Here is a 12,052-nt window from a genome sequence, read left to right as displayed (position 1 = left end):
TTTTTTGCTTTCGGTTTAGTGTTGTCAGGGGGTTGTCACGACAGGCGTTCGAGAATCATGGCCATTCCTTGGCCGCCGCCGACGCACATCGTCTCCAGGCCGAACTGTTTGTCGTGAAATTCCAGCGAGTTCATCAGCGTGGTGGCGATGCGGGCGCCGGTCATGCCGAAGGGGTGACCGAGTGCGATCGCGCCTCCGTTGATATTCAGTCGGTCTTCGTCGATGCCGAGTTCACGAGCCGACGGAATGACCTGAGCCGCAAATGCTTCGTTGATTTCCGCCAGGTCGATATCACCGATGCTCATGCCGGCGATGTCGAGTGCGCGCCGTGTCGCTTCGACGGGTCCCAGACCCATGATCTCGGGTGAGAGTCCCGATACGCCGGTCGATACGATGCGGGCCAGGGGGGTGAGCCCGAGCTCCTTCGCCTTCGCGTCCGACATGATGACCAGTGCTGCCGCGCCGTCGTTGAGCGGGCATGCGTTGGCTGCGGTGACGGTTCCGTTCGGACGGAATGCCGGCTTCAGCTTGCTGACGACGTCGTATGTCGTTCCGGGCCTGGGGCAGTCGTCAGTGCTGACAATGGTGCCGTCGGGGAGGGTGACGGGTGTGATTTCGCGGGCGAAGAAGCCTTGCTCGATTGCGGCCTCGGCGAGATTGTGGCTGCGGACGCCGAATTCGTCTTGTTCTCGGCGTGAGACCCCACTGTATTCCGCGACGTTCTCGGCAGTGTGTCCCATGGTGATGTACAGATCGGGAAGTGCCCCGGTTGTTCGCGGATCCACCCACGGGTCCTGGTTGCCATCAGCGCGCCGTTCGGTGAGGGACTCCGCGTCGGAGAACACGGCGTTGTGCGTCTCGGGGTTCTCGTCGGCCATGCCTTTGTTGAAACGGCTGACAGTTTCGACTCCGGCGGAGATGAAGATATTTCCTTCGCCTGCCTTGATCGCGTGCAGCGCCATCCGGGTGGTCTGAAGGCTCGAGGAACAGTAGCGGTTCACGGTGACGCCTGGTAGGTGGTCCATTCCGGCGAGAACGCTCACTGCCCGTCCGAGGTTGTATCCGCTCTCGCCGGCGGGCTGGGCCGTGCCGAGCATGAGGTCGTTCACCGTTCGGGGATCGACCTCGGGCACCTTTCCCAATGCGGCGAGCACCATCTGTGCTGCCAGGTCATCGGGGCGCATCTCTCGGAGTGAACCCTTGACTGCGCGACCGATTGGGGACCGGGCGGTCGCGACGATAACTGCTTCAGGCATAAATCTCGTCCGTTCATGTTGTCGACCAGCGGGTCGAATATTCGATCTTGCGGTCTACTTATCGCAGTATGGCTGCGCCGGGAGTGGCGGTCAAGTGGACTGTCGTAAGCCGACTGCGGCGTGCTTACGTAACGGCCGCAGGCGAATACGCGGTCCTGGGTGTGTGGTAGGGCGGCTTGTTCGGCGGGGTTCGACGCGTATGACTCGACCGCGAGCGCCGAACTTGCAGTCTGCGCCGGTTCGGCTGGTCGGCTTGCGGCAGGTCTGCGTCCTGCCCTGCGGACGACGAGAACAGATGCGTCTCTCGAACAGGTGCCCTCCGGAGGAGTACAGCGCGCGGCAGAGCCGTGCGAGTCGGCCGCATCGGCTCATAGTCTGCTGCCGCAACCGCTCCCACCGCGGCGCCAGGCAAGTCTGGAGAGATGGTCCTGGTCGGGGCCGTGCAGTGTGGGCGCACCCCTGTGCTGCCCAAGTCCGACAGTGGACCATTCGCGTGCCGGACGTCGCCTCATTCGCCGACGAGCACCCCGGTCATCTCGGGGATCCGTCTAAAGGCCGTGCAGTACCGACGCTCAGAGAGGGTCAGAGGTGTACCTCGAAGAAACCAATCAAGGCGACGCGCTGAAATTTACCGATTCCTCAACAAGAGTTCGAGCTGGCTTGTGTGATGCCGTATCTCGCGGGCGTGGTAGGCAAGCGCCCCATCCACGCCCTGGACGTCTTCGGGCCAGCCGGCGGACGCCGTCGACGTGGTCGTCATGACTCCGCGCAGAATCAAGTGGGCGAAGGTCTCGGCGATGTCGTCAGCGGGTTTACCGTCTTCTCCCGGGCGATACCACTTCCAGATCCAGTTGCACATGCCGTCGATCGCAAATGCTGCCAGGGTTTCATCGATTGGTTCGAAGATGCGAGCCTCTACGCCCTCTCGAATAATCTGCCGGATCAGCACATCATGCTCGCGCTTGGCTGCCCGGAACTCGTCGCGGACGTCGTCGGGAAGCTCGCTTTCTTCGCGAAAAGTCAGTGAGTAGAGATCCAGGTGATCGACCAGGGAGTTCAGGTGGAAACGAATGAAAGCTGTGAGCTTGGTAGCTGCGTCGGCATCCGATGCAGCGATCACCCGGGCTTTCTCGACCTCACCCCTTGCCCAGTCACCGAAGACGTGCCGGAGCAGGTCGTCTCGGTTTTCGTAGTAGTGGTAGATGGACGCCTTCGACAACCCCACCTCCGCAGCGACCTCCTGCATGGTGACTCCGTTGATCCCCCGGGCCTGGAAGAGTCGGGCCGCACCCTCTGTGATGCGGTCACGCATCACGGAATTGCGTACCGAACCACCGGCGCTCTTTGCAGCCGCCGCGTCCGCACGATCAGAAGCCGTTGTCATAGCTTCCGAGGATAGACACCGCCGCAGCCAAGCCGGTACCGGTGGGCACTGCAATCAGCGCGACGACGGCGTTAGTGCAGCTACGCGCCGCGTTGTTCATGCATGCTCGATCAGTTCGAGCTGCACGCCGTTGAGTGCTCGGGGGTGGTAAAAGTTGACCGCCCCGAAGTCTCCGCGGACGGCCTCGTCGAGCAGAGGCGACAATCCCTGCTGCTTCAGCTCGTCCGTAGCGATATCGAGGTCGTCTACTTTCGCAGAGAAGAGAAAGACGCCTTCACCGTGGCGCTCGAGAAAGCGCGCCACCGACGTGCTCTCCTGGGTCGAGGCGATCAAACTGATGATGAAGCCCCCCACGTCGAGCTTCGTACCCTCGAGGCCGGGGAACGCAAATCCGTCGGGGCCGACGTGCTCGCCCCGGACATCGAACAGGCGTTCGTAACGCTCGGTCGCGGACGCTAGGTCGCGAACGGCGATGTTGATTCCATTGACTGCGAGGCTCATCTTCGTCTCCTGTTGTTGCGTTGTCGTGTAATTCGCTGTCGCGCTGGACATCTGCACGGGGGCCTCGCCGCAGTGGGCGTGCGCTGGTAGGTGGGCGCGTACAGAACGCTGACCTTCAAGGGTCTGCACCGAGACAGTACCGACCCGAGGGTCGATAATTCAAGGAGTCGGTCGGATTCGTTCGGCGAGCCCGCGGCAGCGGAACCGTAGTGGCACGCGCGCAGGTCGCGACATCACGCCATCTGACCGAGGGTCGACGCGGCTGTCGTCCAGGGTCGAACCGGGCACCACTCGACGCACGAATCGTTGGGAACCCTGGAATCCGCGTCAGAAGAATGATACAACTTGAGTCGACTTCACGGTCGGGTTTTCAACCTATGGGTAGGTTCAGTCGTATGATGGACGCAGCAGCGTCGACACCGGCGCGGCTTACCGCGGAGTGGACAACGGCGCGGACGCGGCCGGTGACGAGCTCCGATACGCCGTCCTCGTTCGCCATTCCCACGGCCGTCGAGCCGGAACAGACCAGCGAAACGTCCCATGTCGAGGTGAGGTGGATGAACGATGGAACAGGCCGATAATTATGCGCATCGAGGCACACAGGTAGTGGTGGTCGGACTCGGCGGCATTGGCGGTGGAATTGCCCGTCGCATGGCCGAACAAGGCCGATACGTCATCGGCATGGACGTCGACGGGGTCCGTGCGAGTGAGTGGCAGGAGCAAACGGGAAGTCGGGCGGTGTCCTCGTTCGATGGTATGGACTGGGGCGGTGTCCGGTGCATGTTCATCGCGGTGCGAACGGTGCAGCAAATCGAAGCGGTGTTGTCCGACGACAGCGTGCGGTCGGCGATGGACGACGGCGCCAGTGCCTTCATCGTCACCACGATGACTCCGTCGGACGCCCGCCGCGTCGTCGACGCGCATCGAGCGTGGCGTCTGTTCGAGCTACCCGTTTCAGGCGGCGAGGTGAGGGCGCGAGAAGGCGAACTCACCGGTCTGATTGCAGGTCCGCAACCCGATGCCTTCGAAGAAGCCCTGTTGCACGACGTCTTTGCGAGACTGTTCCCGTTCGACACCGTCGGTCAACCCTCGTTGCTCAAGTTGATCAACAACACCCTGGCCGCCCGCAATGTGCTGAGTGCGGCAGTGGGGCTTGCTACCGCACACGAGCAGGGAGTCGATCCGTCGATCGCAAGCGAAGTCATCCGGGCGTGCTCAGGATCGAGTGCGGCCGGTGACGCCCTGGCCACCCTTTCGGACAATCAAGTCGACCTCCTGCTCAAAGACGCGCGGTTACTCGGCGGTGAGTTGCCGTCGTCGCCGTTCGATCGCGCGTCCATGAATGAACTCACCTCCACCGTCAGCGCTGCCCGGATGTTACTCGAGGCTGCCGATCCAGAAAGGACACGGTCATGATCGAAGAGTGGAAAGACGGGATGGCATTCCCGCACCTGACAAGTTCGGTGCGTATCGGTTCTCGAGTAGTGAAGAACCGCATCGTCTCACCCCCGCATGGCACGTACTACGCGTCCAACGGAATGGTCACAGAACAGCAAATCGCTTACTACGCCGAAAGAGCGGCGGGCGGCGTGGGCATGATTGTCGTCGGAAACATGGCAGCATGGGATCGGTCGAAGACCGGAGGAGGACAAAACTACGCCTTCTCCTCGGAGGCGGTCGAGGGCCATCGCAAGCTCGCACAGGCTGTCCAATCGCATGGTTCGCTGCTATTGGCGCAGCTCTGGGACGGCGGCCGCCAAGGTTCCTCACGTCTGAGCCATCTGCCGCTTCTGTCAGCGTCGCCTCTACCCGACCCTGTTGTTCGGGAGATACCCAAGAAGATTGAAGCATCGGAGATCGAAGACATGATCTCGAGCTTCGCTCGGTCCGCGGCGCTCATGGAGCAAGCCGGTTGGGATGGAGTCGAACTCCTCGCAGCGCAGGGTTACGGACTCGCCCAATTCGTTTCTCCCCAGATGAACCATCGCCACGACGAATGGGGTGGCTCACACGAAAACCGCGCACGCGTCGTGAGTGAGATAGTCCGACGTATCCGGTCAGTGGTCTCCGCGGACTTCATGGTGGGTGTGCGCATCAACGGCGACGACATGATTGCCGGCGGTAACACCCCCAGCGACGCCATCATCACGGCGACACTGTTGGAGCAGACCGGTGGGGTCAGCTATCTGAATGTCAGCGGCGCAAGCAACGAAAACTATCCACTGTGGATTGCCGATATGGGGCACGACACCGGACTTTTCGTCGACGCCGCCCGAGCGATCAAAGATGCGGTGTCCATCCCGGTCATTGTCGCCACGAGAATCAAGGACCCTCTTGTCGCCGAGTCGATTCTGGCGCAGGGCTATACCGACATGGTGGGGATGAATCGGGCGTTGATCGCAGACCCATCCATGCCGGCCAAAGTCGCATCAGGCCGTCTCAGCCAGGTTCGACCATGCATCAGCTGCAACCAGGGTTGCGTCGGCAAGACCGCTCAAGGCGGACAGATGGAATGCACCGTCAACCCTCGGGTCGGGTTCGAGTGGTCGAGTACCCGGGGGCAGGTCACCCGACAATCGGTCGTGGTCGTCGGTGGTGGCCCGGCAGGCATGCAGGCAGCGGCAACCTGCGCCGAACGCGGCGCCGACGTCGTGTTGTTCGAAACCCGCGAGACGTTGGGTGGCCAAATCGAACTGGCGTCACGCACGGCAAGTCGATCGGAGTTTCGACTGCTGATCGAACATCTACGTCGCCGACTCAACACCTTGGGTGTCGAGATGCACCTGGGTACCACAGCGACCGTCGACAACCTCTCTGCCTTCGATCACGTCTTTCTCGCAACAGGCTCGAGGCCGTGGACGACCGGCTTCACTACTCACCGACCGGATGTCAGGGCCGTACCAGGACACGACTTGCCGCATGTCGTCACGTCATGGGAAGTGTTCGACGCGACCGCGTCGGTCGGGAACAGAGTTCTCGTCGTCGAGGACGATTTTCAAGGGCACGCGACGACGGCTGCCGAATACCTCGCAGAGAACGGTCTAGATGTGACCATCGTGACGAGGTCGACCTCGGTGGGACTCTGGAGCGGGGCCGGCCAGGAATTCCTGTACAAGCGGTTGCGCAATGCACGGGTAGAGCTACGGCCCCACACCTGGATCGGCACCATTCGAGACAAGACAGTCGAAGCTTACGATGTATTCTCCGGCGTGCCCGTCGAACTGGGCAGCTTCGACACCGTGGTTCTGGCAACCGGTAGCGCCGTCGACGACACCCTGTACCAGCAGTTGGGCGATGACCGTCGTGTGGTTCGCATCGGCGACTGCCTGGCACCCCGACGTCTCGACAATGCCATGTGGGATGGCCTGCACGCCGCCGACCGGCTGTCCGCAGTGGGCACAGCTTTGAAACTGGTCACCCCATGACGGGTGCGTGTCGCGACCGGGCCGGTTCATCTCTGTAGGAGCTTCAGCACCAATGCGCGTCTTCACATCACCGGATCAACTGAAAGCCGCTATCGGAGAGGACTTGGGCACCAGCGACTGGCTGCACATCACGCAAGAACGCATCGACACCTTCGCCGACGCCACGGGGGACCATCAATGGATCCATGTGGACGTCGAACGTGCGACACGCGAGAGCCCGTTCGGAGCCCCCATCGCTCATGGGTTCTTGAGCCTGTCTCTCGTGTCGTTGCTCAACTGGCAGATATACACGATCGAGAACACAACGCTGGCGATCAACTACGGATTGAACAGAGTTCGATTCGTCAACCCGGTGAAGGTCGAGGCCCACGTTCGTTTGCGGACGACGTTGAACTCCGTCGGGGACGCACCCGGAGGGGCCCTTCAGATCGTCACGACAAACACCCTCGAGATCGCAGGCGAAGAAAAACCGGCCTTAGTTGCAGAAACCGTCGGCCGCATCATCTTCTGAACTGCCCCCCCGCCTGCCTCTGAGCGACCGCGGTGATCGATCGCCCGCTGCCGCCGGGGCACGACCGGCCCCGGCGGCCGCGGGGTTTATCGGTGCACCGAACACACCAGCGACGACAGGACGCTTCAGTGGAGCGACAGCACGGCGAATGGGCTACCGGAACATCGTTGCGCGGCGGATTCCGTTCAGGTGAGCCACCCCTTATTGACAAGCCTGTGTGACCTACGCCATTATCGGCTTTGAACAATCGGTTGGGTTTTCGACTCTCCGGTCAGCCCCCGGATGGAACAGTCGAGCCGCGACGAGACGAGGAAACATCATGACCAAGCATCCGGCGCTCTGGCAGCCCATCGAACTGGGCCCGGTCAGTGTCAAGAACCGCATCGTGGTCACCGCACACGCGCTGATGTACGGCGACAAAGACAACCTGATGACTCAACAGAGCATCGACTACTACGAGGAGCGGGCGAGGGGAGGCGCGGGGCTCATTCTCACCGAGGCTCAAGCCGTGCATGCAACGAGTCGCGGACTGGGGTACCGCACCCACCAGGGATGGCCCACCGAGGTGATACCGGTGTACGAGCGACTGGCGAAAGCCGTGCACCGCCATGGAGCCAAAATTTTCGTCGACCTTTCACACTTCGGCGTGGAAGACTACAACGGAATGTTTCTCGAGAACTGGAGGGCGCTCTGGAGTCCCTCGGGTCTGCCCTCGACTACCTATGGGGAGATCGGCCGAGCGATGTCGCACGCCGACATCGAGCAGCTCGTAGCGGGATTCGGCCGAAGTGCACGCAACGCACGGGTTGCCGGTATCGACGGAGCCGAGGTACACGCCGCTCACGGGTATCTTCTGTGCAGTTTCCTCTCCCCACTGACGAATCGTCGAACGGACGAGTACGGCGGCAGCACCGAGAATCGATGCCGCGTCGTTCGTGAGTGCGCCGAAGCGGTGCGCCGAGAGGGTGGCCCCGACTTCGCGGTCGGCGTGAGACTATCGCTCACCGAATACGTTCCGGGCGGTATCGACGAGGCCGAGGGCGAGAAGATCGCCAAGAACCTGGCGGACTCTGGATTGTTCGACTACTTCAGCATCAGCGCCGGGAACGCTTCCACGTTCGATCGCGTCGTCTCTCCGATGAGCCTGCCCGGCCCCCAGTTGGTCGATCTGGCTGCCCGCGCGAAGAAGGTCGTCGGAAACTATCCGGTCGTGACCGCAAACGGAATTACCGAGCTGTCGGTCGCCGAACAGATTGTGACTTCGGGTGACGCCGATCTCGTCGCTATGACCAGAGCGCACATCGCAGATCCCTTCCTGGTGCAGAAGGCGCAGACCGGACGCGAGGACGAAATTCGGCATTGCGTCAGGGCAAATCAAGGCTGTATCGGCCGGATGTCCAAGGGCTGGGAGCTGACCTGCACGCAGAATCCCGCCGCTGGGCGCGAGAAAGACCTCGGCAGCGGAACATTGGATTTGGCCGCCACACCCCAGAAGGTGCTCGTCATCGGCGGAGGACCCGCTGGAATGCGGGCAGCGGAAGTTGCCGCATCGCGAGGGCATGACGTCGTACTGATGGAGCGCGGCGACACGCTCGGCGGGCAAATTCGATATGCCGCCAAGTTGCCCACGCGTGGCCGATGGTCCGTCATGGTCAAAGACATGGAGCGAATGCTCGAAAAATACAAGGTCGATGTCCGTCTCAATACGACCGCCGACATCGAGAGCGTGCATGAAGTCGGTGCAGACCACGTCATACTTGCATCCGGATCGACCTGGCGCACCGACGGGTTCTCCGCCACCCTGGCCGCCCGCCCGGAAATCCCGGGGTTGGAGCGTATCCGCGTGCTCAATCCGATCCAGGCCATCGAGGATCCCTCGGCATGTGGGGAGAACGTCGTCATCATCGACGACACGGGCGAGTACCTCGCGCTGGGACTGGCGGAGCTCCTCGCGAACGCGGGCAAGAAGGTCGAAGTGGTTTCCTCGAAGCTGTTCTTGGGCGACAACACACTCTTCAACCTCGATGTCGGGCATCTCTATCCGAGGCTGTATGCGCAGGGGGTGACACTGACACCGCAACACATTGTCGCCGAAGTGAATTCGGACGGCGTCGTACTGAATCGCATCTGGGATGGTGCTGCCAGAGTGGTGCCGGCGCAGTCTCTCGTGACCATCATGCTTCGCGATTCCGATACGGCCCTTCTACCCCAACTGGAAGCGCAGTTCGACGTGACGGCCGTCGGAGACTGCTTGGCACCCCGCCGGGTGGACGAGGCGATCTACGAAGGCGAAATGGCCGGACGCGGTGTCTGAACAAGCACCACACACACTCAACGAAAGAAGCAAACCCCATGACTCATAGCTGGCAGATCGGTGATGTGAAAATCACCCAGATAAACGAAATCGCGGTCGAGGTCGGTGAGCTCGACGGACTGATCGCAGAGGCAACGCCGGATGCGGTCAAGGCCGTTCCGTGGCTGTACCCCGACTACGCCAACGAACACGGGCAGACACTCTGGAGCGTTCACTCGTTCGTCGTCGACACCGGGTCGTCTGTCGTTCTCGTCGACACCGCGTGCGGCAATCACAAGGATCTACCGCTGATCCCGGCCTGGGGTGGCCTGGACACCCCCTATCTGGATCGACTGGCGGATGCCGGCTACAAGCCCGAACAGATCGACTACGTCGCCATCACACATCTGCACCTCGATCACGTGGGATGGAACACCGTGCTCGACGGTGACCGATGGGTGCCGACATTCCCGAACGCCCGGTACACCTTCGTTCAGGACGAGTTCGAGTACCACAAGGGACTCACCGAGGGCGGCGCCGTCTCCGACGACCTCGGGCATGCCGTCACGTACAACGGAGCGGATCCGGACATCCACCGGCAGACGCGTCTCGTGTTCGCGCAGTCGATTCAACCGTGTGTCGAGGCGGGCCTCGTCGATCTCGTTCCGGTCAACCACACCATCTGCGAGGGCGTGCGGTATACATCCACGCCTGGCCATACCAAATCCCATCACAGTCTCACCATCGAATCGAAGGGTGAGACCGGGTTCATCACTGGTGATTTCGTGCATCACCCGATTCAGGCCGCCCATCCCACGTGGAGTTCGCGAGGTGACTGGGACCGTGAGCTGTCCTCCGCTCGGCGTCAGGAGTTCCTCGCGTCGGTTGCAGACCGTGATGTTCTTGTGTTCGGCACGCACTTCGCCGGGAACAGCGTCGGTCGTATCGTGAGCGACGGCAACGCCTACCAATTCGTTACTGCTTGAGCCGAGCACTTCTACAACACCACCGGCGAACACACTGCCGGCATAACGACAGCTTCAGGAGCATTGATGTCGAAGAACGAAATTCCCTACTACTGGTCGAGCATCGACTGGCGTCAGCTCACCGAGGACTACCCGCCGCCGCCCCTGTTCAACTCCGTCATGTCGGCACGGTCCGACGACGAGATGCGACAGATTCAGGAATCACGCTTTCTCGCACGGGTGGCCGACGCTTGGGCGGTCCCGTTTTATCGCGAGCGGTGGTCGGACGCCGGTTTGCAGCCAGGAGACATTCGAGGCCTGGACGACCTCGAGAAGATCCCTACGTTCACCAGTGAGGACATCAAGCACTCGATCGAGGAGCACCCGCCGTTCGGAAACCATCAGAACTTCGCACTGGACGCGATGCGAACACCGCTGAAGATTCAATCCAGTGGTGGCACCTCAGGGCTGCCGCGGCCGACACTGTTCGATCCCGTAGCGTGGGAAGTGCAGGCAATTCAATTCGCCCGAGCTTTCGTTGCGCAGGGGGCCGAAGTCGGGGACATCCTACAGATCACCCTCACCAACAGTTTGGCCAACACCGCGTGGTGTTCGTCGACCGCCGCCATGCACTGGTGTGGCATGGTCCCCTTGACCACCGGTTCGGGTGCCGTCACCAGTTCGGCAAGGCAACTGGAGCTGGCGCGCTCCTGGGGAACAAGTGGTTGGGTCGCCTTCGGCGAGTACCTCAAAATTCTGGCGCAAGAGGCTGATCGATCTGGCATCGACCTCAAGAAGGATCTGTCCACGCGATTCATTCATACCTATCTCGGGGTGGATACCGAGGGACACCTGCGCGACTTGCTCGAAGATGCATGGGGTGTTCCGGTCTACGACAACTACGGAACCCATGAAGTCGGCCTCATCGGATACGAATGCGCTGCAAAAGATGGGTTGCACGTCAACGACGACACCGCCATCGTCGAGATCGCCGACAGCGAGACCGGACGCATCCTCGGCCCAGGGCACGACGGCGACATCGTGGTCACCAGCCTGCATCGCTCGGTTCCACCCATCATCAGATACGACCTCAAAGACCGCATGCGTAGTTCCGAGCGCGCAGCGTGCGCGTGCGGCGCCCGGACGACCAAACTGTCCGGTTTCTTGGGCCGCCTCGACGAAATGGTGAAACTGAGAGCGACAAGCGTGTATCCGCGGTCAGCGCAGGACGTCGTCCAGGGCGACGCGCGATCGACGGGCGAGTTCCTGTGCGTGGTGGAGAACGTCGGCGAGGGTCTCGGTTCCCGTGAACGAATGACCGTGTTGATCGAGCAGGCGAACGACGAAGACACAGCACCCCTCCAGGAAGACATGAAGCATCGTCTCAAGTCGACCTTCGGTGTCTCGGTCGAGGTGACGATCGTCCCTGCTGGATCCCTCGCTCCTCAGACGGGGCTGGGAGGAGAGGGGAAGGTCAAGCGGCTTCTCGACCGCCGTGGTCAGGCCCCCTCACCCGTCTGAGCACTCCCAATAGTTGGTCAATAGACCGGTCCCGGCTCCAGGTGTCGACAGCGGTAGCCAAGCCTCAAGAGTCGACGAAACTTTCAGCAGAGTCGGGCGGTATGGCGTAAGCCGTCGATATCCGGGTCGGGGCTGACTTCGAAGAGGGAAGTGAAATGCACGAACAAGAGGCGGCCGACAACCTAGGCGCCTTCGC

The 12,052-nt window shown here is 61.7% G+C and carries 9 protein-coding genes; 6 read left to right on the top strand and 3 right to left on the bottom strand.

The genetic code is table 11. The annotated features are described in order from the left end of the window. Positions 1-35: 35 nt before the first annotated feature. The 3 genes from ACLIVD_RS37140 to ACLIVD_RS37130 form a co-directional block, all read right to left on the bottom strand. A complete protein-coding gene (locus ACLIVD_RS37140) occupies positions 36-1,256 on the bottom strand; it encodes an acetyl-CoA C-acetyltransferase (protein WP_491933017.1) in 1,221 nt (406 codons plus the stop codon). Between the two features lie 628 nt (positions 1,257-1,884). Then, entirely contained in the window at positions 1,885-2,640 is a 756-nt protein-coding gene (locus tag ACLIVD_RS37135; RefSeq protein WP_095870064.1) for a TetR/AcrR family transcriptional regulator, read from the bottom strand. Between the two features lie 96 nt (positions 2,641-2,736). Beyond that, the gene (locus tag ACLIVD_RS37130; RefSeq protein WP_491933016.1) at positions 2,737-3,141 is read right to left on the bottom strand and encodes a VOC family protein; all 405 of its coding nucleotides are present in this window, start codon (positions 3,139-3,141) and stop codon (positions 2,737-2,739) included. Positions 3,142-3,705: 564 nt separating this feature from the next. Between ACLIVD_RS37130 and ACLIVD_RS37125 the strand changes: the two genes are divergently transcribed. The 6 genes from ACLIVD_RS37125 to ACLIVD_RS37100 all read left to right on the top strand — a co-directional run bounded on the left by ACLIVD_RS37125 (position 3,706) and on the right by ACLIVD_RS37100 (position 11,856). Then, positions 3,706-4,557 carry an NAD(P)-binding domain-containing protein gene (locus ACLIVD_RS37125; RefSeq protein ID WP_491933015.1) on the top strand — a complete coding sequence of 284 codons (852 nt, stop codon included), beginning with the start codon at positions 3,706-3,708 and terminating at the stop codon, positions 4,555-4,557. Further along, positions 4,554-6,566, top strand: a complete 2,013-nt coding sequence (locus ACLIVD_RS37120) for an oxidoreductase (protein ID WP_491933014.1) — start codon at positions 4,554-4,556, stop codon at positions 6,564-6,566. The genes ACLIVD_RS37125 and ACLIVD_RS37120 overlap by 4 nt, the downstream gene beginning before the upstream one ends. A 52-nt stretch (positions 6,567-6,618) precedes the next feature. After that, on the top strand, positions 6,619-7,077 hold the full coding sequence (locus tag ACLIVD_RS37115; RefSeq protein ID WP_061696911.1) for a MaoC family dehydratase: 459 nt from the start codon (positions 6,619-6,621) through the stop codon (positions 7,075-7,077). A 319-nt stretch (positions 7,078-7,396) separates the two neighbouring features. After that, complete coding sequence (locus ACLIVD_RS37110) at positions 7,397-9,391, top strand: oxidoreductase (protein ID WP_491933013.1); 1,995 nt, start codon at positions 7,397-7,399, stop codon at positions 9,389-9,391. Positions 9,392-9,429: 38 nt separating this feature from the next. Next, positions 9,430-10,356 (top strand): MBL fold metallo-hydrolase, encoded by a 927-nt coding sequence (locus tag ACLIVD_RS37105; RefSeq protein WP_491933012.1) that lies wholly within the window; start codon positions 9,430-9,432, stop codon positions 10,354-10,356. 183 nt (positions 10,357-10,539) lie between these two features. Further along, positions 10,540-11,856: a phenylacetate--CoA ligase family protein gene (locus ACLIVD_RS37100; protein ID WP_491933011.1), complete on the top strand. Its 1,317-nt coding sequence runs from the start codon at positions 10,540-10,542 to the stop codon at positions 11,854-11,856. Positions 11,857-12,052: the final 196 nt, after the last annotated feature.

Source organism: Rhodococcus sp. G6(2025) (genome assembly GCF_058628105.1).
Note: the sequence above shows the minus strand (reverse complement) of the source record. Positions and strands in the feature narration are given on the sequence as shown.

Bases quoted from the DNA above. Each gene is read 5' to 3' on its own strand.
- ACLIVD_RS37140 (WP_491933017.1), bottom strand. From the start codon at position 1,256: ATGCCTGAAGCAGTTATCGTCGCGACCGCCCGGTCCCCAATCGGTCGC.
- ACLIVD_RS37135 (WP_095870064.1), bottom strand. From the start codon at position 2,640: ATGACAACGGCTTCTGATCGTGCGGACGCGGCGGCTGCAAAGAGCGCC.
- ACLIVD_RS37130 (WP_491933016.1), bottom strand. From the start codon at position 3,141: ATGAGCCTCGCAGTCAATGGAATCAACATCGCCGTTCGCGACCTAGCG.
- ACLIVD_RS37125 (WP_491933015.1), top strand. From the start codon at position 3,706: ATGGAACAGGCCGATAATTATGCGCATCGAGGCACACAGGTAGTGGTG.
- ACLIVD_RS37120 (WP_491933014.1), top strand. From the start codon at position 4,554: ATGATCGAAGAGTGGAAAGACGGGATGGCATTCCCGCACCTGACAAGT.
- ACLIVD_RS37115 (WP_061696911.1), top strand. From the start codon at position 6,619: ATGCGCGTCTTCACATCACCGGATCAACTGAAAGCCGCTATCGGAGAG.
- ACLIVD_RS37110 (WP_491933013.1), top strand. From the start codon at position 7,397: ATGACCAAGCATCCGGCGCTCTGGCAGCCCATCGAACTGGGCCCGGTC.
- ACLIVD_RS37105 (WP_491933012.1), top strand. From the start codon at position 9,430: ATGACTCATAGCTGGCAGATCGGTGATGTGAAAATCACCCAGATAAAC.
- ACLIVD_RS37100 (WP_491933011.1), top strand. From the start codon at position 10,540: ATGCGACAGATTCAGGAATCACGCTTTCTCGCACGGGTGGCCGACGCT.